This is a genomic window from Eudoraea sp. (assembly GCF_049665975.1).
Taxonomy (GTDB): domain Bacteria; phylum Bacteroidota; class Bacteroidia; order Flavobacteriales; family Flavobacteriaceae; genus Eudoraea.
The window spans coordinates 1-20,476 of sequence record NZ_JBATGR010000279.1; the positions used below are offsets into that span (position 1 = coordinate 1).

The 20,476-nt window shown below is 39.1% G+C and carries 22 protein-coding genes and 1 pseudogene; 6 read left to right on the forward strand and 17 right to left on the reverse strand.

Annotated elements, in window-relative coordinates; all coding sequences use genetic code 11:
• On the forward strand, positions 1 to 205 hold a 205-nt coding region (locus WBN20_RS09790), incomplete at its 5' end, for an outer membrane beta-barrel protein (RefSeq protein ID WP_424281546.1).
• A 16-nt stretch (positions 206 to 221) separates the two neighbouring features.
• Here WBN20_RS09790 and WBN20_RS09795 read toward each other — a convergent pair.
• Entirely contained in the window at positions 222 to 2,534 is a 2,313-nt protein-coding gene (locus WBN20_RS09795) for an FdhF/YdeP family oxidoreductase (RefSeq protein ID WP_424281547.1), read from the reverse strand.
• A gap of 4 nt (positions 2,535 to 2,538) precedes the next feature.
• Positions 2,539 to 2,907, reverse strand: coding sequence for a DUF7009 family protein (locus WBN20_RS09800; RefSeq protein ID WP_424281548.1), 369 nt, complete (start codon positions 2,905 to 2,907; stop codon positions 2,539 to 2,541).
• A 150-nt stretch (positions 2,908 to 3,057) separates the two neighbouring features.
• Here WBN20_RS09800 and WBN20_RS09805 point away from each other — a divergent pair, with 150 nt between their 5' ends.
• The 3 genes from WBN20_RS09805 to WBN20_RS09815 all read left to right on the forward strand — a co-directional run bounded on the left by WBN20_RS09805 (position 3,058) and on the right by WBN20_RS09815 (position 4,718).
• The gene (locus WBN20_RS09805) at positions 3,058 to 3,246 is read left to right on the forward strand and encodes a hypothetical protein (RefSeq protein ID WP_424270694.1); all 189 of its coding nucleotides are present in this window, start codon (positions 3,058 to 3,060) and stop codon (positions 3,244 to 3,246) included.
• Positions 3,247 to 3,288: 42 nt separating this feature from the next.
• Positions 3,289 to 3,426, forward strand: a complete 138-nt coding sequence (locus WBN20_RS09810) for a hypothetical protein (RefSeq protein WP_424270693.1) — start codon at positions 3,289 to 3,291, stop codon at positions 3,424 to 3,426.
• 80 nt (positions 3,427 to 3,506) lie between these two features.
• Positions 3,507 to 4,718 (forward strand): multidrug effflux MFS transporter, encoded by a 1,212-nt coding sequence (locus tag WBN20_RS09815; protein WP_424270692.1) that lies wholly within the window; start codon positions 3,507 to 3,509, stop codon positions 4,716 to 4,718.
• 91 nt (positions 4,719 to 4,809) lie between these two features.
• On the opposite strand, the gene WBN20_RS09820 is transcribed toward WBN20_RS09815, so the two are convergent.
• Together WBN20_RS09820 and WBN20_RS09825 are read right to left on the reverse strand one after the other, a co-directional pair.
• A complete protein-coding gene (locus tag WBN20_RS09820; protein ID WP_424281549.1) occupies positions 4,810 to 8,052 on the reverse strand; it encodes a WD40/YVTN/BNR-like repeat-containing protein in 3,243 nt (1,080 codons plus the stop codon).
• 255 nt (positions 8,053 to 8,307) lie between these two features.
• The gene (locus WBN20_RS09825; RefSeq protein ID WP_424281550.1) at positions 8,308 to 8,676 is read right to left on the reverse strand and encodes a hypothetical protein; all 369 of its coding nucleotides are present in this window, start codon (positions 8,674 to 8,676) and stop codon (positions 8,308 to 8,310) included.
• 137 nt (positions 8,677 to 8,813) lie between these two features.
• Between WBN20_RS09825 and WBN20_RS09830 the strand changes: the two genes are divergently transcribed.
• On the forward strand, positions 8,814 to 9,770 hold the full coding sequence (locus WBN20_RS09830; RefSeq protein ID WP_424272995.1) for a TerC family protein: 957 nt from the start codon (positions 8,814 to 8,816) through the stop codon (positions 9,768 to 9,770).
• A 9-nt stretch (positions 9,771 to 9,779) separates the two neighbouring features.
• Here the strand turns inward: WBN20_RS09830 and WBN20_RS09835 are convergent, their stop codons facing one another.
• Together WBN20_RS09835 and WBN20_RS09840 are read right to left on the reverse strand one after the other, a co-directional pair.
• Positions 9,780 to 10,121, reverse strand: a complete 342-nt coding sequence (locus WBN20_RS09835) for a hypothetical protein (protein ID WP_424272994.1) — start codon at positions 10,119 to 10,121, stop codon at positions 9,780 to 9,782.
• Positions 10,122 to 10,373: 252 nt separating this feature from the next.
• The gene (locus WBN20_RS09840) at positions 10,374 to 10,754 is read right to left on the reverse strand and encodes a hypothetical protein (RefSeq protein ID WP_424272993.1); all 381 of its coding nucleotides are present in this window, start codon (positions 10,752 to 10,754) and stop codon (positions 10,374 to 10,376) included.
• A gap of 129 nt (positions 10,755 to 10,883) precedes the next feature.
• Between WBN20_RS09840 and WBN20_RS09845 the strand changes: the two genes are divergently transcribed.
• The gene (locus WBN20_RS09845) at positions 10,884 to 11,390 is read left to right on the forward strand and encodes a YceI family protein (RefSeq protein WP_424281551.1); all 507 of its coding nucleotides are present in this window, start codon (positions 10,884 to 10,886) and stop codon (positions 11,388 to 11,390) included.
• A 47-nt stretch (positions 11,391 to 11,437) separates the two neighbouring features.
• On the opposite strand, the gene WBN20_RS09850 is transcribed toward WBN20_RS09845, so the two are convergent.
• The 11 genes and pseudogenes from WBN20_RS09850 to WBN20_RS09900 all read right to left on the reverse strand — a co-directional run.
• Positions 11,438 to 11,869 carry a hypothetical protein gene (locus WBN20_RS09850; RefSeq protein WP_424272991.1) on the reverse strand — a complete coding sequence of 144 codons (432 nt, stop codon included), beginning with the start codon at positions 11,867 to 11,869 and terminating at the stop codon, positions 11,438 to 11,440.
• Between the two features lie 2 nt (positions 11,870 to 11,871).
• Positions 11,872 to 12,126, reverse strand: a complete 255-nt coding sequence (locus tag WBN20_RS09855; RefSeq protein WP_424281552.1) for an acyl carrier protein — start codon at positions 12,124 to 12,126, stop codon at positions 11,872 to 11,874.
• A gap of 9 nt (positions 12,127 to 12,135) precedes the next feature.
• Entirely contained in the window at positions 12,136 to 13,410 is a 1,275-nt protein-coding gene (locus tag WBN20_RS09860; protein ID WP_424281553.1) for a beta-ketoacyl-[acyl-carrier-protein] synthase family protein, read from the reverse strand.
• The gene (locus tag WBN20_RS09865; RefSeq protein WP_424281554.1) at positions 13,400 to 13,855 is read right to left on the reverse strand and encodes a 3-hydroxyacyl-ACP dehydratase FabZ family protein; all 456 of its coding nucleotides are present in this window, start codon (positions 13,853 to 13,855) and stop codon (positions 13,400 to 13,402) included. Before WBN20_RS09865 ends, WBN20_RS09860 begins: the two co-directional genes overlap by 11 nt.
• Positions 13,856 to 13,858: 3 nt before the next feature.
• The gene (locus WBN20_RS09870) at positions 13,859 to 14,650 is read right to left on the reverse strand and encodes an SDR family oxidoreductase (protein WP_424281555.1); all 792 of its coding nucleotides are present in this window, start codon (positions 14,648 to 14,650) and stop codon (positions 13,859 to 13,861) included.
• Positions 14,651 to 14,669: 19 nt separating this feature from the next.
• Positions 14,670 to 15,725 (reverse strand): annotated as a pseudogene (locus WBN20_RS09875) (type III polyketide synthase).
• A complete protein-coding gene (locus tag WBN20_RS09880) occupies positions 15,718 to 16,443 on the reverse strand; it encodes a methyltransferase domain-containing protein (RefSeq protein ID WP_424275222.1) in 726 nt (241 codons plus the stop codon). Before WBN20_RS09880 ends, WBN20_RS09875 begins: the two are co-directional and overlap by 8 nt.
• Entirely contained in the window at positions 16,443 to 17,564 is a 1,122-nt protein-coding gene (locus tag WBN20_RS09885; protein ID WP_424281557.1) for an NAD(P)/FAD-dependent oxidoreductase, read from the reverse strand. The genes WBN20_RS09880 and WBN20_RS09885 overlap by 1 nt, the downstream gene beginning before the upstream one ends.
• An 85-nt stretch (positions 17,565 to 17,649) precedes the next feature.
• Positions 17,650 to 18,324, reverse strand: coding sequence for an OmpA family protein (locus tag WBN20_RS09890; RefSeq protein WP_424275224.1), 675 nt, complete (start codon positions 18,322 to 18,324; stop codon positions 17,650 to 17,652).
• 27 nt (positions 18,325 to 18,351) lie between these two features.
• Positions 18,352 to 18,861, reverse strand: a complete 510-nt coding sequence (locus WBN20_RS09895) for a hypothetical protein (RefSeq protein WP_424281558.1) — start codon at positions 18,859 to 18,861, stop codon at positions 18,352 to 18,354.
• Positions 18,862 to 18,941: 80 nt separating this feature from the next.
• On the reverse strand, positions 18,942 to 20,476 hold a 1,535-nt coding region (locus WBN20_RS09900), incomplete at its 5' end, for an alpha-ketoacid dehydrogenase subunit alpha/beta (protein ID WP_424281559.1).

Genomic DNA, 20,476 nt, shown 5'->3' on the forward strand with positions numbered 1-20,476 from the left:
TATTCCCCAAGGTGAACAGCTCGGACGTGCATCTGTAGATCTTGGCGTCAAAAAAAACCTGTGGAAAAAGAAAGGGGAACTTATCTTATCTGTCAGTGATATTTTTAACACTTTTGGTATCCGCCAGAAAATTAAAAGTGAGGGATTAGCCATTACTTATGAAAATTATTTTGAGACTCAAATTATTCGTTTAGGATTTAATTAAAAATTCTGAATTAAAACTATCCTGCAATCTTGCCTTTTAACACCCTAACTTTAATAGATTTACTGATGGGTGTCTGACTTCTATCTGCAAAATGATTATAGGGCACCAGTACATTGGTCTCGGGAAAATAGGCTGCCAGATTACCTTTGGGTATTTTATAAGGCAAAACCTTAAAGTTATAAGCTGTCCTGATCGTGGAATCGTAAGTACTGCTCAGATTAACAACCTCCATTTTCTTCAGACCATCTTTCTCCATATCCTCAGGGTTCATGAAGATTATTCTTCGCTCATTATATACCCCCCTGTACCTGTCGTCTAACCCATATATGGTAGTGTTAAACTGGTCATGAGAACGTATCGTCATGAGCATATACTCATCAGCTAGCAGATTATGCTCCGGCAGTCTGTTAATTGTAATTTGTGCTTTTCCACCTGGTAATTTACTAAAATCGAGTTCCCTTACATTATTTGGTAAATAGTAACCCACTCCCTTCGCCCTTAACTCTGTGTTTTCAAACCCCCTCGCCACTTTGTCAATCATTTCCCTGATCATGCCGTAATCGCTTCCCAGAGCCTTCCAGTCCACGGCGTGCTTCCCTTCAAAATATATGTCCGCTAGGTTTGAAATCAGTTCTGGTTCACTTTTTAATTTTTCAGAAGGCGCTTTCAATACGCCTTGCGACCGGCGCACCCTACCCATACTATTTTCCACAGTTACAAAACGGTTTTTGCCACTATTATTTTCCTTTTCTGAACGACCGTAGGTGGGAAGAATTAGGGCTGTTTTTCCTGTAACCAAGTGACTTCTATTTAATTTGGTACTTACCTGTACCGTTAATTGGCATCTTTGTATGGCTTCTGCTGTATAATCAGTATCTGAGGCTGCCATTAAAAAATTCCCTCCAAGAGCCATAAAAACTTTAATTTTTCCCTCATGCATGGCCCGCATGGATCCAACCACATCCAAACCTTGCTCTTCAGGTGGTGTAAACCCTAAATGCGTTTTAATGCGCTCATTAAAAGCTTTGTCAACATAGTGCATAATACCCACACTGCGATCGCCCTGAACATTTGAGTGCCCCCTTACCGGGCAAGTACCGCTAAAAGGCTTTCCAATAGCTCCTTTAAGCAGCAGCAGGTTTACATATTCTCTAATAGTTTCCACCCCGTTCTTATGCTGCGTTAAGCCCATGGCCCAGCACACAATTATTTTTTCATTTTTGGCAAGTAAATTCACCGCGGTATCCACGCTTTCCATAGAGACCCCGCTTAATTTCAAAAGTTCTTCTTCGGTATACGCATTCAGGTCGGTTAATAATGCATCTGCCCCTGCTGTATATGTATCTATAAACTCATGATCAAAGATATTGCCCTCTTCCTTATCCAGTGCTGCCAGTTTTTTTAAGATTAACTTAATCAATGAGATATCCTGATTGATATTAACTGCCAGATGCAGGTCTGTTATCTGCTCACCGGAACCCAGTAGTCCTTTTAAGGTTTGCGGGTTTTTAAAGTTCACCAGCCCTGATTCTTCCAGAGGGTTTATGCTGATGACACTGCCGCCATTTTCCTTGCATTTCTCCAAAGCCGAGAGCATCCTTGGGTGATTGGTCCCCGGGTTTTGTCCGGCTACAATAATTACCTCAGCCCCGTACAAATCTTCGAGTTTTACAGACCCCTTCCCTATTCCCAGGGTTTCAGAAAGTGCAACGCCACTTGATTCGTGGCACATATTGGAACAATCTGGCAAATTATTAGTTCCAAATGCCCTTACAAAGAGTCCATATAAAAAGGCTGCCTCATTACTGGAGCGGCCTGAGGTATAAAAAATAGCCTCATCAGGACTTTTTAAGCTATGTAATTCGTCCGCAATTAGCGCAAAGGCATCTTTCCATGAAATTTGTGAATAATGAACACTCCCTTCTCTTAAAACGAGTGGGTCGGTAATCCTGCCCAGTGCGTTTAGTTCATAATCTGTTCGCAGAGATAACTCTTCTACAGAGTGTTTTCCAAAAAATCCAGCACCAATATGTGCGGTAGTAGCCTCATCTGCCAATGCCTTAGCGCCGTTTTCACAATACTCCCCTATTTTTGATGGTTTTTCAGGATCTGGCCAGGCACAGCTGGGGCAGTCAAATCCCTCTTTCTGATTCATATGCAATAAGGTGGTCATAGCTCGAAAAATTCCCATTTCCTTAAAGCTATGTTTCATTGCGGCAGCTATTCCTTCCCTCCCAGCCGCATAAGGCTTTGGCTCGGTTACTTTGAGCTCGGAAAAAGCATCAGGTCCCCTTACAGAAACATTTCTTTTAGAGTTATTTTCGGCCATATACTTAAAGTAATGCTTTAGGGTTAGGGTAATTGTCCGACTGATCCTCCAGCCGTTCATCCAGGCAGGCAAAATCCTTTTCTAATAATACGAACAAGCTGTCATTGTTCTTTAACTCCATAGTTTCACTAAAACCTACCTTGTCTGTATTGTGCCAATTAGTTCCAAGAGATTTGGGAAGGTTTAGGGTAATGGTATTGTCTCTAAATTGAGCTGTAAGTTGTTCTGAGTCGGTTACCATTTTTACTGCGTAGGTAAAAACTGCCGAATCAAAAATGGTCCGATCCTCTATATACCCTTTGACACATAACGTGTCAACCTCAGAGCGGGTAAGTCTGAAACGCAGGGAATTACCTAAAATCCTAATCTTCATGATTGTTCAGAATATCTCTTCCTAAATGTACAACATATTCGGATTTATACATATCAGGGCTGCCAAGATAATACTAAGAAGGGAAGCTGACAAAAGTCATAGGCAATCTGATACTCAAAGTGGAATTTTATACTTTAAACTGATGTAATCATGACAACCAAAAACATTTCTCAAACCTCCCATGCCTCCAACGCAGTATACGGATTAGGGCTTGTAGGGGCTGCAGTGTATTATATTCAAATGGCAACTAGTTTCTGGGCAGGGGTAATTGGGTTTATCAAAGCTCTCTTATGGCCAGCATTTATTGTTTATGAGGTATTGAGATATCTTGAACTTTAACGGGCTATTTTAGTATCTTATGCATTCTAAACATTGAACAATATGAAAAATCTGGTACGCGCCATTGTTGCAGCCATAGGCGCCAAAAAAATAGGCGGCGGACGATGCGGTTGTATTGGAACTGTTGTAGTATTTCTTATACTCTATTGGTTGTTGGGCTATGTTTTTGAGTTATTCTGACCAACACCTCCCTAAAAATTGTTAATTAGATCATTCTTGACAACTAAGATTATTTCTATGGATTAGTGTATTTTTGCCGGATGGTAAAAAAAGAGCAGTCCCAATTGGAATTTGTGGCCCTAATGGCGGCTCTTATGTCTATTGCAGCTTTGGCCCTAGATGCCTTATTACCTGCTCTGGATATTATTGGAATTGCAGTAGGCGCTACAAATCCCGCTCACAACCAGTTACTCATCACACTTTTCTTTTTGGGCCTGGGTACAGGACCACTTTTATTTGGCCCTATATCCGATAGTATAGGCCGTAAACCTGTAGTTTATATGGGATTCGGACTCTTTATTTTTGCCAGTCTGCTTTGTGTATACTCCCAAAGTCTGGAGTTGATGATTACCGGCAGAATTCTACAAGGGGTTTCATTATCTGCGCCAAGAACTATTAGTATAGCGATGATTCGCGATAAATATAGTGGAGATTATATGGCAAGGGTAATGTCGTTTGTAACCGTAGTTTTTATCATTGTTCCTATAATTGCACCAGCCCTGGGGAAATGGATACTTGATTTCTATGGCTGGGAGGCTATTTTCCATGTACAGGTATTATTTGGTATCCTTGTCTCTATCTGGTTCTGGAGAAGACAGCCGGAAACACTTGTCCCGCGCAAAAGAACATCTTTCCGCGGCAGTGTCTTTGTTAGTGGTTACCGCGAATTACTCAACTACAGGCAAACTATGTTGTTTACTGTAATCTGGGGTTTTATTACCGGTTCATTTTTAGTCTACCTCAGTACTGCACAACAAATTTTCCAGGAACAATACGCCTTAAAGGAATCCTTCCCTTATATTTTTGCCGCCCTGGCCATTACCATTGGCGCCGCCACCCTACTTAACGGAACCCTGGTATTACGTTATGGCATGTTGCGTTTGGTAACTGTTGCCATGGCTGCTTATGTGCTGATCTCTTTACTCTATATCGTTTTGTTTGCCAGCTCCGGAAATCCCTCATTTGGGATCTTGCTCATCTTTTTTGCTATGCAGTTCTTTGCAGTAGGTTTTCTTTTTGGTAACCTGCGTGCCCTTGCCATGGAACCTGTGGGGCATATAGCTGGTATAGGCGCGGCAATTACGGGCTTTATTGCAACTACCATGGGAGTAGCTATCAGTACCTATATCGGGCAATTTGTTATAGACAGTGTGCTTCCCATGTTTATTGGCTTTTTGATCTGCGGGTTGATATCCTTTGGGGTTCTGGCCTATTTCTTCCTCGCAAAAAAGAGCGCTCAAAGTCCGTATTAGTTCCCTAATTTATCAATTCCCGATTCTTGAATTATCAAAAAAAATCCCACGAATTGAAGAAATTCGCGGGTTTATTTGATAAGCTTTTTTTCTAATTCTCAATCAATCCCTGCCCTTCAATCCAGGGTGCTCCCGCGGCTTTTAAAGCGGCTTCAAGTGATGGTAACTGGGAGTTTACAAATTCGTTTAGTTTAGATTTTAAAGTGTTTAACTCTGATTGAGCGACGCCCAACGCTGATTTATGATTGGCGGTCGGACCATAGGTACTGGTAGACAGACCTACCCTACCAATAAAGCCTCCGGTATTAGGACTTGGTTCCGTATTCTCCCCTACTTCATTTTTAGCCGGATTGCCATTCATTTTTGCATCCAATGCCTGTAACATAGTTCTGGCGTCGTACAGTTTTTGTACAAGGTCTGCCGAAGGAGATGTCGCTTTCTGTAAGGCACGCTGCATAGCTCCTACTTTTAATTCACTTTCTTCCAACACTGTTTTGGTGGACTTCAAGTCTTGCTGAAATGCCTGATATGTATTCCTGAAAGCAATTATTTCATCATAGGAATCTCCTTTTAAGGCACCTTCTGCCAGCGGAACAACTTTAAAACTCTTTGTGCTTCCCAATTGCACCAACTGCCCATCTACAAGTTTAGATAAGGTAACCGAATAGTCACCAGGTGTAACCATTATGCTTCTGTTATAACCATTCTCCATAGCTTTAGGCGGGTTCAGATCCTCCCCGCTTCTATCAGCAATATCCAAGGCCCAGTTTACCCGGTTGAATCCTTTTTTATTGGTTCCTTTTACTACTTTAACTACCTCTCCTTTGCTGTCTTTTACGGTAAGCAGCAAAACAGGTTTTTCCTGTAATTTTTCGTCTTCAAGAACATCCCATCCTGGAAAAGGTATGGTAGTCTTTCCCTTTTCTGCCAATTTACGGGCAGACTTTAACGAAATGAGTGAATCCTTAAGGTAATAAGTGAAAATTGCTCCAAATGGCGGATTTTTTGCGACATACTGATTACTACCCTGAGCATAACGCGCCTGTTTAGGCACATACCAAAACGCAGTCTTAACGTCAAACAAGGTTGCCTCTTCTTTTTTTACGCTGGCTGTAAATTCCCGTAAAGGTGTAATATCATCAAGTATATAAAACCCTCTTCCAAAAGATGCAGCCACCAAATCATTTTCCCTTCTTTGTATGGTAATATCGCGCATGGCAATGGTAGGCAGGCCACCCTTTAACTGCCTCCAGCTGGTTCCTCCGTTAGCCGTAAAGTAAACTCCGTTTTCGGTTGCGGCAAAAAGCAGGTCTTTCTCAATATGATCCTGCACCAAACGCCAGGTTAGCAGCCGTGTTGGTAAATTTCCATTCATTAAACTCCAGGTGCGGCCCTTGTCCGTACTTTTTAGTAAGTAGGGTTTAAAATCTCCGTTTTTATGATTGTCCAGAGCTGCGTAAACGATGTTTGCGTCAAATAGGTCTGCTCGTACATCGTTTACAAATGGGGTTGCTGGGACCCCTTTTATTGTACTTAATTCAACTTTACGCCAGTTGGTGCCTCCATCTTCAGAAACCTGTATAAGTCCATCATCAGTTCCGGCATATATGAGGCCTTCCTGTTTTGGCGATTCGGCAAGAGAAGTAATTGTATTATAATTAGACATGGCCTTAAGATCCCAGGCATTATCATAACTTTGTTGTCCGCCCATAATTGGCAGTGAAAGACGTTCCTGGTCTCGTGTCAGGTCCTTAGAAATAGCCTGCCATTCATCACCCCTGTTTTCAGATTTCCAGACCCGCTGAGAAGCGAAATAGATTCGGGTTGGTTTATGTGGACTTACCAAAATTGGAGCATCCCAGTTAAAACGTTCTGCAGGATCTCCCAAAGCTCGCTGGGGCTGAATATAAACTGTTTCACCTGTAGTTTGGTCTACTCGCCATAATCTGCCCTCCTGGAATTCACCATAAGTGATTTTTGGATTGCCGGGTTCTGTTGCAGATTGGTGACCATCAGCACCTAGGGTAATCCACCAGTCAGAATTTAATATGCCCGCAGCATTTCTGGTTCTGGAAGGCCCTCCGTGTGACCCGTTGTCCTGGGTTCCTCCATAAATATTGTAGAAGGGTTCTGTATCATCTACGGCAACTTTGTAATATTGAGTAACAGGAAGATTTGCAATAAATTTCCAGCTCTTAGTGAGATCAAAACTCTCATACAAACCACCATCTGTACCAAATAGCACATAATTAGGGTCTGAAGCTTTAAAAGCCATGGCATGACTATCTACATGCTTTCCCTTCTCATTCATATTTACGAACGTTTTTCCGTGATCGTCCGATATTTTTACATAGTTGTTCATCAGGTACAGGCGGCCTTCCTTATGAGGTGAAGCGTATAATTCCTGATAATAATGCGGGCCTGTACCTCCGGAAACTGTATTGGATTGCTTGGCCCAGGATTGTCCGGCATTGGTAGAAACAAAAACACCCCCCGTGAGTAGTTCCATTTCAATGGCTGCATAGATCATATCATTGTTAAAAGGATTCATGGCCAGGCCAATCTTACCCAGTCTTGCTTCCGGGATACCGGTAGTTAATTTGTTCCAGGTCTCTCCCCCGTCTGTACTTTTATGAATACCTGAGCCGGGGCCTCCACCCATATAAGCAGCTACTGTTCTGTGCCGATCCCAGGTTGCAGCATAAAGTACATCGGGATTTCTTGGGTCGATCAAAAGGTCTGTCGCACCTGTCCACTCATCATTGCCAAGGGTTTTATTCCAGCGGGCACCACCATCTGTAGATTTATATACTCCGCGTTCCCCTCCTTTGCTCCAGAGTGGCCCTTGTACAGCTACCCAGATAATATTTGAATCTTCAGGGTGAATCAGGATTTTAGAAATGTGTTCAGATTTCTTTAGACCCATATTCTTCCAAGTCTTACCATCATCATGACTTACATAAATACCATCCCCAAAACCCACATGGCGGCCACCGACATTTTCACCCGAACCTACCCAAATGGTACTGGGTGTTGAGGAATCAATAGTAACACAACCTATGGAATAAGTTGTTTCCTTGTCAAAAACAGGCTTCCAGGTAGTTCCGGAATTAACAGTTTTCCAAACTCCGCCGGAGCCAATAGCTACATACCAGACATTCTCGTTATCGGGATGCATGGCAATATCTGCCACCCGGCCGGAGGTAAATGCCGGACCTATACTACGAAAATTTAAACCTTGAAAGGGATCCTCTTTTGATTCCTGAGCCTGGTTGTTAACTACTATTGCCAGGCATAAAATAAATGCAAGCGCATAACTTCTACTGAACTTCATAAATGTAATTTTTAGAAGCTCGAAAGTAATTAAAATTGGTATAATTTTAGCTGTAAAATGAGGAAAATACTACTCTTAAAAGCGAAAAAAATACGTACATCTCAAAATATTTTATTGAACTTTTTAAAGGAAGTAGCGGGAAATAGGCTTATATCATATAAAGTTTTAATGGATATCATAAATCATATAGTACTATATTTAAGCATGTTAAATGATTATAAAACAGAAATAATTAAGAATATAAATTTTACTCTTCTAATATTTTAAAGGTTGTAAGGTTTTCTTCATTTTCTTATACTCCTTCCATTGGGCAGGATCCAAAATGGTTCCCATATGTTCTGTTTCCTGTTTTGATAAATCCATCAGACTTTTTTTCTTTTCTTCCGGACTGGAAGTGCCGTTTCTTATCCCGTTTTCCTTGGCTAATACTTCAGCAATTTTTTCATAAACCGCAGTTGCCTGTTCAATGGTCATACCAACATCGGCCTGATAAGCTTGTACCAGTTTAGCGGCTTGCTTTTCCACTTCATTTTTTGGCACAAATTGCGCATTGGTGGCCTGAATGAGGAGCAGGGCGAGAATAATTGGTAAGCCTTTTATTAGATTTTTAAATATATCTTTCATTGTAGTGATTTTGTTTCCCAAGTTAAGAATTATAATTCACTGAATTAATTGGGAAGTTAATATAATTTACATTAAACAATTACCATTCCAAAAATTATAAAAACGATTCTTATATTAGCGTCTTAATTGCTATGTGCATGATCATCTGGGGTGCCTTTATTTTCCTTGTTTTTATTTTTCTCGCTCTTGATCTTGGCGTACTCAACAAGAAAGATCATGTCATCCGTTCTAAGGAGGCCAGTATATGGACAGCTCTCTGGTTTACTGTGGCTATGAGTTTTAGCGGGGTCATCTACTGGCTCTTCTCTAGCGGTATTATTGATAATCCTACTGGTTTAACTCCAGGGGATGCAGTCTTAAAATATATTACAGGATATTTAATTGAGCTCTCATTAAGTATTGACAATGTCTTTGTAATTGCTGTTATTTTTTCAGCTTTTGCTATTCCTCCCATTTATCAACATAGAGTATTATTTTGGGGTATACTTGGTGCAATTGTTTTTAGGGCCTTTATGATCCTCTTTGGAGTGGCGTTAATAAACAAGTTTGAGTGGATAATTTATGTATTTGGCGTTTTTCTTCTTTATACAGCTTTTAAGATGTTGCGTACTGGAAATTCAGATTTTAATCCTAAAGATTCTTTTGTTTTTAAACAAATAAAGAAAATCTATCCTATAACTACAGTTATTAACGGACATAACTTTTTTGTAAAGAAGATGGGTTTAACTGTGGCGACTCCTTTATTTGTGGCACTTATTGTAATTGAGATAACCGATGTTATGTTTGCTTTAGACAGTATTCCTGCTATCCTTGCAATAACTTCAGATCCTTTTATTGTATTTAGTTCCAATATCATGGCAATATTAGGCTTGCGGTCAATGTATTTTCTCGTTTCCAGGATGTTGACTAAATTTCGATATATACATTACAGTCTTGTAGTAATATTGGCTTTTGTAGGGTTCAAAATGATATTTTCTCATTATGTTACTATCCCTGAATGGATCTCCCTTACGGTAATTGTAGTGTCGCTGTTAAGTGGTGTTTTGGCCTCTATATTAATTCCACAAAAAGAAGAGGTCATTAAGGACAACTAAAAATGGCCTTTAGCAGTGTAATTTGGCCATGCCTATATATTCAAGTACTTTTAACTCCAGCGTTTTATAACTATCTAATTGTTCTCTAATGCGCTCTTTTGCATCTTCAAAGAACAATGTATGATCTTTTAACGCCATTATTATCTCGAGATTCGAATTCTTTAAATTGGCCAAACTATGTTTTAAAGATTCCAGTCGATTGAAGAGGCTGCGAGTTTTAGGCTCACAGACATAAGATCTTAATTTTTTCTCCAGTGATAGCAGACTCTTGTTGTTACGTTCCAGGCGCAATAGAGCATTATTACTGCTGGAATTAGTGGGAACGCTTGATATGGGTTCTGTTGCAGTCATTATAAGGTGATTTTGGGGGTAAGCGTTTTATTAATTGGTGCCTTTAAGGTACGAAAATTTTGACAAAAAAAGAACTCCATAAAATCAGATAATGGAATTTTAACTATTTTATAACTACTGGGTTCTTTCAATTCAGAAAAGATGTATTGTTTCGTCTAAACGAAAAAATCAGCATAATTCTGGAAATTCTGGACTACGCCAAAGTCCTTAAAAGGAGTATTTCTTCCTGAGAATTTATTAGAACCAAAGTAACTAGTGTGTTATTTCCTCGAATTCAAGGTCGGCAATTACCTTGTTCCATTCATCAGAAAAAGGAGAACGATAGAGTTCTTTTAGTAACCTGCGTCTTTGTTTGTCTGAGATATCTAAAGTGTCCATAATCTGGAGCCGCTCTTGTATTGCAGCTACCCGCTCTATCTTCATTTTTATCCGCTCTTCTGGAGAAATCACAAGATCTGAATCAAACCGTTCCAAGACCGTTCTCTTTTTAACTGTAAGTTCAGTCTTGTAAATGTTTTTAGTCTCAGCCTGACAGTATCCTATGCTTGCACAAATGAATAAAAAAACAACTAGTCCAAATTTTCTTAAAGCCGATGTAGATATAAACTTCATTACTAATGTTCTCTCTCGCAAAGTACTGATTTTTAATGAAATGCAATAATATATGTTAGTAGTTTATGAACCGAAAATCGATTTAAATCAGCTCTTTATCGTTTTTGTGATTTAATTACCTTTGATATAAGTTTAAAATTATTTTCTGCTATGAAATTATATTCAAAATTCCTGATACTATTTTTACTGGCAACTAATGTCTTAAGTGCGCAGCAGACTATTAGTGTTGCACGTATTGAGTTTGTCTTTGTTTCTAAAGATGTTGATGGTACCATTGAAGGATTTGAGTCTTCATCTAAAATTATTCCTGAGGAACTCACGAGTTCAGTATTTGATGGATCTGTTGCCGTCAACACTATAAAAACAGGAAATTTTTTACGTGACTGGCATTTAAAAAGCAGTAAATACTTTGATGAAGAAGCTTATCCGCTAATTACTTTTAAAAGTATGGAAGTTACCACCAATAAGAATGGTCTTGAGGTTATTGGCACCATTACCATAAAGGGGATATCTAAATCACTAATATGGAAATTTGAGCAAGATGGAAATACCCTTCGGGGATCTGCTACCCTGTATAGTTCTGATTTTAATATCAATATAAAAAAGGGTCGTCAAGAAAATAAGGTGGAAATAAACATAATATTCGAACTTGGTTAGCATTGATCAATTCAGAAGTTATAAAATCTCTGAAAAAGCCCCTGAATCTATTCTTTTGTTTTAAAGATCAATTTATATATTCTTCCTACACCCCAGTTTCCAATTGGAAAATAAAACGCAAAAAAAAGTGCCATCCCCAATGTAAAATTACGAATGCCAAAAATTTCATCCAGTATATTCCCGGGAAAAGCATATGAGGTTTTAAAAAAATAACCACCAAATTCTAAAAGTCCCATAGCCACAAGGCCGTACGCATATTGCATATGAAAAGGGAGTTTTCGCAAAAGTAAAGAGATGGGTACCATATAGATAACATAGCAGCTTATCACCTGCCACCAGTAAGTAAACCTGGCAATTTTAAACTCATTGCCAAACCAGTTCATTAACATTCCCCATATAAAGTAAACAAGGCAATATGTAAATATAAGTCTGCTATCTACCCTAAATTTGCTAAGTGCCCAGGAATAAAATGATTTCATGGTTATTTTAAACTTCGCTTTTTATCAATAATGGCCATTGCATCATTTACTGTCTGCATTTGGTCCATATCATCATTTTCAAGGGTAATGTTGAAAGCATCTTCTACATCCAAAACAATATCTACCAGATTAGCTGAATTTATATTGAGTTCATTTATAAAATGACTCTCAGGGGATATATCATCTACTGTCACGTCTTCTGGCAAATAGGGTTTAACGATTCCTTTCAATTGCTGATAATAATTTGCTTCTTCCATAGTGTTTTTTCAATTTTTAAAGGTCTTAAAAATAACGCAAGCATTTACATCTCCAAAGCCAAAACTAGCTTTTGCAATTGTTATTGGTTTAAAATCTATGGTTTTCACCGGAACACGGGATATATCTACTAATTTTTCTATTTCAGGGTGCAAGGCTTCAATATTTACATTTCCAAAAATTTTCCCTTCCTTAAATTGTAACACTGCTGCTACACATTCCATACTTCCTGCTGCCGCAAGGCCATGACCCATAATTCCTTTAAAAGAATTAATATACGGGAAATCGAGCCCTGATCGTTCTAGGGCCAGGCTCCAGTTAAGTACTTCAACAGGGTCTTTTCCGGTAGCCGTTAAATGACCGTTTATGGCCTCAATATCTTTACTTACTATTCCAGAGTTGTTCAGAGCCATTTTTATGCACCTCCTTACAGACATGCTATTTGGAGCTGTCATGCTACCACCTCCTCTTTGACCTCCACTATTTACAGCCCCACCCAAAACTTCTGCATATATTTTTGCACCTCTTTGTTTTGCACTTTGCAATGATTCTAAAACCAATGCCCCTGCACCACTTCCGGGAACAAAACCAGAGGCCGAAGCACTTAAAGGTCTGCTGGCGGCAGACGGCGAATCATTGTACTTTCTCGGGAGTATGCGCATGGCATCAAAACCACCCCAGACATAGGGGCCGCTGTCGCTACAACTTCCCGTTAATATTCGTTTTGCTTTTCCAGACTGTATGCGATCATAAGCCATGATCACACCTTCCGTACCTGTTGTGCATGCCGACGAATTAGTTGTTACCTGGTTACCGGAACCCAGTATACCACCCAAATAGGCGCTTATGCCACTGGCCATAGTTTGTATTACTGAAGTACTCCCCAACCTTTTTGTATTTCCGGCATCTACCAGATGAATTGATTCCCGAAATTTATCCACGCCTAAAATACCAGTACCAAAAATAATTCCACTATCCCAATCAGGTTCATCTTCTTCTGCCTTACTTAAACCAGCATCGTTCCAGGCATCTGTGCCCGCTATAACACCATAAACCAGGCCGCTGGCGTTTAAACCCCTAAGCTGTAATGGTGTGAAGTATTTATTTACGTACTCTGGTGTAAGTGATGGTTTTCCAGCAACTTGACATCCAAAATTAAGCTCTTTTAATTCTTGTTGAAAACTTATCCCACTGGTGCCTCTTTGAAGCGTTTTTGTAAAGTCAGAAAGTGTCACCCCATTAGGGGCACAAATACCTAAACCAGTAACCACGACTCTATTTTTCATAAGATGAATCCTTTATCATTCCCGCCAATTCCCCTTTGCACACCAATTCCTTCGCTGCATTGTACATTTTTACCTTACACTTCAGTTTGTTGAATCTGAAGTAAAGCTTTTCTGAACTTACAAATACTGTCTCTCCAGGATATACCGGTAGAAAAAATTCCATTTGAGAACTACTGAACGCTACAGCAAGATTATTTATGTCTTTTTCCGATGTTTCCAAGAGCAAGAAAATACCCAGACAAACCAATCCAATTTGAGCGCAACATTCAGTAAGTATAACACCGGGGGTCACCGGGAAATGCTTAAAATGCCCCTCGTAAAATTCAAGGTTTTTTTGAAAACAATAACTACCTGCAGCGCCACTACTATCAATATAGGACAAGCTGTCCACGAATAGAAACGGTTTGGTATATGGCAGCTTTGCTATGATCTTGTCAAAATCCATAATTTATCTTAAACTTTCACCTCCATCTACTTTTATCACAGTTCCATTAATCCATTTGGCCTCTTCTGTACATAAAAGATAGACCACATCAGCTACATCTTCAGGCGTGGTAAGTCGTGCATTTGGATTCCTCAATACAGAATGCTTTATAAGATTTTCACTCCCGGGAATCCGTCTTAGCGATTCGGTATCGGTCACCCCGGCCTGTATACAATTAGTTTTTAACCCAAGAACGGAAAATTCTAGCGCCATATTTCTGGCAATAGCTTCCAGGGCGGCTTTTGCGGCACCAACCGCTCCATAATTAGAAATCGTTTTTGTAGAACCTTCACTTGTAAAAGCAATGATCCGGGAATCATCAGCAAAAAGATTTGCTCTAATAAGCGCTTGTGTCCAATCATATAGACTTATTGCCATTGCGTTTATGGTAATCTGAAAATCCTGGTTACTAAGTTCTTTTTCATTAAGAGAATACATTGGTTTCAGATTGCCCTTCGCAATACTATGGACCAATACTTTTATTTTGTGACCTTCAGGAATAAAGTCCTTAATTTCCTGTATTAATTCATCTCTGTTTACTTGTTGAATAGCGTCTTTATTAAAATTTTTAAACATCACTCCGGTAAAACTAATTTCTTTAAAAGCGCTTTCTATATCAGGTATATCCAAATTGCGATCGCGATGGACAACCAGGATATTATAACCACTCTTTGCAAGCTTTCTGACCGTAGCAAGACCAAGGCCTTTACTCCCTCCAAGGATTAACGCCCAATTATTTGTTTTTACTTCATCCACATTGATTGTTTTTATATATCTACCACTCCAACAAGACTCGTTGTGCGGAAAAACCGGGTCCAAAGCTTAAGATCAATCCCTGCTCGCCTTTGGCTATTTTTTTTGACAAAAACCGTTCCAGCACATAAAGCACCGTAGCACTACTCATATTTCCATACAGCCTCAATATTTCGCGCGTATCATCTATGTTTTTTCCTAATTTTCCGAACAAGCCTTCAACGGTTTGGACAATCTTCTTTCCACCTGGGTGAAAAATTAAATGGTCTACATGCTCAATGGAAGTTCCATTCTTTTCCAAAAACGGATGCACAATATTCGGAAAATGCTGTGCTATGGTTTCTGGTACAGATGGATCCAGGATCATTTTAAGTCCGTTATTGGTAAGGTCAAAACCCATCAAATGTGTCGCATTTCTAAAATGATACATTTCTTCTGCAACAATAGCGGGTCCTGAGGCTTCTTCCTCAGAAGTAAGTAACACACAGGCTGCACCATCACCAAATATAGCAGCACTAACCATATTTGCCATAGAGTAATCCGTAAGTTGGAATGTTGCCGTGGGGCTTTCCACAGCAATTACTGCAGCTCGTTTCCCGGGATTGGCCCTTAAAAAATTTGCCGCGTATATAAGTCCCGAAACACCAGCTGCACAACCCATTTCAGTAACCGGTAACCTAATTATATCTTGTCTTAATTGAAGATCATTTACAATATAAGCATCTAAAGAAGGAATCATTATGCCTGTACAGCTTACAGTAATTATATAATCAAGGGAATCCGGACTCCAGTTGTTCTTAAGAAGTGCCTTTTGAAGCACTGTTGTTCCTAATTTTTTAACCTCTCTTACATAAATATCATTTTTGTCTTCCAGGCTGCTGGCTTTAAACACCTCTTCAATATTCATAATCCCTTAGCGCCTGTCTACAGCTGCGCCCTCAAATATCTTTATCACCTTTCTTCTAAACCTTTCTTCCTGTCCGCTGAGCCATAGCTCAACAAAAGGCAGAATATCTTTAGTTTCTCTGCAAAATGGTGGCAATGCTTTTGCTACAGTTGCTATTCGTACACTATTCATATGATTGGCTTAGTCGCGCGGTCTGCATAACCCATACAAATCTAAAAGCCCATTTCCAATTAATTGTATGAGCTGCATGAGGTAAAGTTTTTGAAAAAGATATTAATTCTTGTTTCTTAAATCCACTTTTAATAGAGATGAGACCATCGTGTTTCGCAATTTTTGTTTTTATAAAAATAGTACTAAACCCTTTAAAAAGATAATATGCGAGTGCACTTCTTTGTAAGTCGTTGATAATTACCCCAATCTTGGCTAATTTTGTGAATTGGGATAAGAAAAGCGGAATTTGTTCATTGCTAAAATGGTGCATTGTAAGCGTACACAGCAAGATATCGCATTTAAAATTTAGCGGGTTTAAGGTCAAAATGTCCTGTTTTAAGAATTTAATCTCAGGAAAATCAACTGATAATGTTTGTCCAATGCATAAAGCATTATCACTAAGATCCAAACCTATTAGCACAACATCTAAGGTAGTTTTTCTAAAATAAATCGCCAATTTTCTTAACGTTTCCCCGTCGCCACACCCCATATCTACAATGGTATATTTTTTCTTTGGAAATTTTTTTATCAGCTCACTTACTTTACCCAGGGTTATTGAATTTCCCCCTAAAAACCGGTTACTCTTGTTGATATCATTAAAAACCAGTCTAAGTGTATCAATAGTAACATTGGGGTTGTCCATCAATTCTGATTCTGTATTTCGATATCTCAAATCCATTATAGTGATATCGGTTTTCCATGTGTATTTTTTATTAGCGATCGGATAAACCCAGGTGATTTTGCAATAGCGCCCATAAGGAAGCTGGAAGCTACTGGGTTTAACAGTATGGATTGCAAAATCCTTCCTGTTTGTAATCGTCGCTTAAACGCTTTCTCCCATTCTTTTTTGTAATCTGATTCCATATTACTTCTCCCATATTCTGAGTTCTTAAAATAGTTATCAATCCTTTCTGATGCAATTTTAGCACTGTGAATGGCCATAGCCATTCCATTACCGCAAAGCGGATGAATTAAACCAGCAGTATCGCCACACATTAAAATATGACCCTCTACCAATTGTTTACGATCAAATGACACTTGTGCAATACTCATAGGCTCTGTAAAAAGTGGCTCGGCATTTTCAAGGAACTGTTTAAGGAATTTGTTCTTTGCTACTACCTTAGAATTAAAATTCTCAATGTTTTTTTCGACCTGAAAGCTTTTATATGAGACCAGATAACAAAAATTCACCGCCCCGGTCTCCGTTTTGGAGAGACCTCCATACCCACCTTCAAAATTATGCAGGGCTACGAGGTTATCAGGAAATTCAGGAAGTGCATAATGCGCCTTAACCCCTAACCATGGTGCATTTTTACCTATGAAGTTTCTATTCAATTGTTTATCCAGCCCGGATCTTTTACCGTAAGCCCCAATAACCAACTTAGCTGAATAGCCATTTTCCTTTTCGGTACTTATATTAAAACTGTCTTTAAAAAATGTAACATTTTTAACAGTTTCAAAGTTAATGGAGACTCCAACGGACAAAGCTTTTTTGTAAAGGGCATGATCAAAAGCATACCTGCTTATTCCAAATCCCCCAAGTGGTAATTTTGTTTGAAGTAATTTTCCCTTTCTTGTTGATAATTGCAGCGTATCTATGGAAACTGTTTTGGGTAGTACAATCCCTAAATCTTCCAGATAGGGCATTACTTCATTAGAAACATATTCCCCGCATACTTTGTGATGAGGATAATGATAACGTTCCAGAAGCAGTATATTATATTGCTCCATCGCTAATTGTATTGCTGCGGTAAGACCGGCTAATCCCCCACCTATTATTATTACGTCATAATTATCCACATTTGGAAGATAATGGTTTTTAAATGAAAAAACCCGACTGGTTAGTCGGGTTTAAACACAAAAATATTATTTAACGTATAATCAATTAATTAGCCTGAGCCTTTGCATCGTCTATCATTTCCTTATTAGCAGAAACACCTATTTCTACTCTTCTATTCCCGGCTTGCCCATCTTTAGTAGCATTGTCAAATCTTGGTGCTGCCTCACCAAAACCTTCAACAGTCATTCTGCTGGAGGCCACGCCCGCATCGGCTATATATTTGGAAACAGCGTCTGCCCGTCTCTTTGATAATTTCAAATTATAATCATCATTACCTACACTATCAGTGTATCCTTGTATCATTAAGTTAGTGTCCGGGAATTCCAAGAATATTTCAGCAACTTTATCCAGATTAGATTTGGCTTCTGCTGTTAGATCAGAACTGTCAAACGCAAAATTCACACCACTTTTATCGTCGAAAATTATGTGAATACCCTCTCCTACCCGCTTTACATCGGCACCAGGAATTTCAGTTTCAATCTTCTGGGCTTGCTTATCCATCTTATTTCCAATAAGACCACCGGCAACTCCACCTATGGCAGCGCCAATTAGCGCTCCCCCTATATTACCTGCTATCAGGCCACCAATAAGAGCACCACCGCCACCACCAATAGCAGCGCCTCTTTGTGTTTTATTAGAATTTTTTATCGCATTACAACCACTGTTTAAAGAAAGAAACATCATGGCTACTAATAGGAAACTCGTAAATTTTCTTGTCATCTCAATACTATTTATTATGGTTATGTTTTAAAGTGTTACATCCTTGGAGACTTTGTCTAAAGTCAGTTCTACATCAAAAGGTTTACCCTTATAATCTACCTCTACCATAAAGACCGTCTTAGTTTCTGTTAAGCTTTTTATGATCATACGATAACCGCTTTTATCTCCGCTAAGTGGTTTGTTTTTCGTATCAACTAATTTAAACTGAAGTTCTGTACTACCATCACCAGGTTCATAGAATGACCATAGAATTCTGTGGGTACCTTCCTGGCACCTATCAGTTCCATTAATGGAGAACCTTCCGGTTCCGTTATTTGGGATAAACATCCACTCTCCGCCTTTAAAGCAAGGAGAATCTGCAATACCAAATAAATCTGCTTTATAGAGCCCTTCTTCCCCAATAAAACGAATATCGGTCAGGGACCAGGTACCCTTCAATGTTTTTTTCTTCATTGCAGCCGACTGGGAATTAGCTGTATTTGTTGCCGAGCAAGAAACTATTAGCAGGGCCAGGACCAAATAAATTGCATTTTTCATAAAATTAATTTTGAGAATTATTTTAATTTACGAATGTATAAAATATGTTTATTTGTCTAACCTAAAAGACAAAAAATATACTAATATTCCAATAGTTCAATTAATGTTGTCAAAAACCTATCCTTGGGCAGATAATTATTTTCCAAAGATTTCGCAAATGGTACGGGAGTTTCTAAACTCGCAACCCTTTGTACCGGAGCATCTAAAAATTCAAAACATTCTTCCATTACAAGGGCAGATATATCACTCCCAATCCCTCCAAATAAACTGTCCTCCTGAAGAATAATTAATTTGCCGGTTTTTTTAACGGATTCAAATATTGCTAATGTATCGAGGGGTTGAAGGGTACGCAAATCCAACAAATCTGCTTTAATTTCTGGATTTTGCTCTAGGCATTCTAATGCCCAGTGAACGCCTGCTCCGTAGGTAACTATAGACACATCTTTTCCTTCTTTTAGCAGTGCTGCTTCCCCAAATGACAGGGTGTAATATGATAAAGGAACCTCCTGATAAATGCTTCTGTATAGCGCTTTATGTTCAAAAAACATGACCGGGTTTGGGTCATTAATAGCTGTGGCTAAAAGTCCTTTTGCATCATAAGGGAAGGCTGGATAAACTACCTTAAGCCCGGGAGTTTTAGTAAACCAGGCCTCATTGGTCTGGGAATGAAATGGTCCAGCTCCTACTCCACCTCCACATGGCATACGAATTACAACATCTGCATTTTCATTCCAACGATAGTGCACTTTTGCAAGATAATTAACAATAGGATTAAAACCTGAACTCACAAAATCGGCAAATTGCATTTCCATAACACACTTCATACCGTTAATCGATAGCCCCATAGCTGCAGATACAATTGCAGATTCACAGATAGGAGTGTTTCTCACCCGATCTGTGCCAAAAGCTTCAACAAAACCCTCTGTTATTTTAAAAACACCACCATAATCCGCAATATCCTGACCCAGTATCACCAAATTTTCATGCTTTTCCATAGATTGCTTTAAACCCTCGGAAATTGCATCAACTAGCCTAATATTTTGCCATTCATTATTTGGTTTAATTTCTTGATATTTAAACTCTTTATAAACATCATTTAATTCTTTACTTACATCTAACTGAACCGGTTCTTCCGCAAAAGCCAGCTTTAGATTTTCATCTATTTCATGAATAATCTCTTTTTTGAATTCAACTTCCAACTCCTCAGATAGAATCCCCTGGGCGTGCAAATACTCCACATAATTTTCTATAGGATCCTTCGCTGCCCACTCCTCCAACAGCTTCTTTGGAACATATTTAGTGCCGCTAGCCTCTTCATGTCCGCGCATTCTAAATGTTTTGAACTCCAATAAAACAGGTCTTGGTTTTTCCCGGATGCTCACGCATAGGTCATTGACCGTGCTAAAAACTTCGAGAATATTATTCCCGTCTATGATATGAGTTTCCATTCCATAGCCCTTGCCCTTATCCGCAATATGTTCACACTTAAAGTGCTCTGAAATAGGTGTTGAAAGTCCGTAACCATTGTTTTCAACACAAAATAGTACCGCTAAATCCCAGACGGCGGCTACATTAAGAGCCTCGTGGAAGTCGCCTTCACTGGTAGCTCCTTCAC

What these genes read in the sequence shown, in the direction of transcription:
- WBN20_RS09795 (WP_424281547.1), bottom strand. Translation starts at nt 2,534, where the DNA reads ATGGCCGAAAATAACTCTAAAAGAAATGTTTCTGTAAGGGGACCTGAT.
- WBN20_RS09800 (WP_424281548.1), bottom strand. Translation starts at nt 2,907, where the DNA reads ATGAAGATTAGGATTTTAGGTAATTCCCTGCGTTTCAGACTTACCCGC.
- WBN20_RS09805 (WP_424270694.1), top strand. Translation starts at nt 3,058, where the DNA reads ATGACAACCAAAAACATTTCTCAAACCTCCCATGCCTCCAACGCAGTA.
- WBN20_RS09810 (WP_424270693.1), top strand. Translation starts at nt 3,289, where the DNA reads ATGAAAAATCTGGTACGCGCCATTGTTGCAGCCATAGGCGCCAAAAAA.
- WBN20_RS09815 (WP_424270692.1), top strand. Translation starts at nt 3,507, where the DNA reads ATGGTAAAAAAAGAGCAGTCCCAATTGGAATTTGTGGCCCTAATGGCG.
- WBN20_RS09820 (WP_424281549.1), bottom strand. Translation starts at nt 8,052, where the DNA reads ATGAAGTTCAGTAGAAGTTATGCGCTTGCATTTATTTTATGCCTGGCA.
- WBN20_RS09825 (WP_424281550.1), bottom strand. Translation starts at nt 8,676, where the DNA reads ATGAAAGATATATTTAAAAATCTAATAAAAGGCTTACCAATTATTCTC.
- WBN20_RS09830 (WP_424272995.1), top strand. Translation starts at nt 8,814, where the DNA reads ATGATCATCTGGGGTGCCTTTATTTTCCTTGTTTTTATTTTTCTCGCT.
- WBN20_RS09835 (WP_424272994.1), bottom strand. Translation starts at nt 10,121, where the DNA reads ATGACTGCAACAGAACCCATATCAAGCGTTCCCACTAATTCCAGCAGT.
- WBN20_RS09845 (WP_424281551.1), top strand. Translation starts at nt 10,884, where the DNA reads ATGAAATTATATTCAAAATTCCTGATACTATTTTTACTGGCAACTAAT.
- WBN20_RS09850 (WP_424272991.1), bottom strand. Translation starts at nt 11,869, where the DNA reads ATGAAATCATTTTATTCCTGGGCACTTAGCAAATTTAGGGTAGATAGC.
- WBN20_RS09855 (WP_424281552.1), bottom strand. Translation starts at nt 12,126, where the DNA reads ATGGAAGAAGCAAATTATTATCAGCAATTGAAAGGAATCGTTAAACCC.
- WBN20_RS09860 (WP_424281553.1), bottom strand. Translation starts at nt 13,410, where the DNA reads ATGAAAAATAGAGTCGTGGTTACTGGTTTAGGTATTTGTGCCCCTAAT.
- WBN20_RS09865 (WP_424281554.1), bottom strand. Translation starts at nt 13,855, where the DNA reads ATGGATTTTGACAAGATCATAGCAAAGCTGCCATATACCAAACCGTTT.
- WBN20_RS09880 (WP_424275222.1), bottom strand. Translation starts at nt 16,443, where the DNA reads ATGGATTTGAGATATCGAAATACAGAATCAGAATTGATGGACAACCCC.
- WBN20_RS09890 (WP_424275224.1), bottom strand. Translation starts at nt 18,324, where the DNA reads ATGACAAGAAAATTTACGAGTTTCCTATTAGTAGCCATGATGTTTCTT.
- WBN20_RS09895 (WP_424281558.1), bottom strand. Translation starts at nt 18,861, where the DNA reads ATGAAAAATGCAATTTATTTGGTCCTGGCCCTGCTAATAGTTTCTTGC.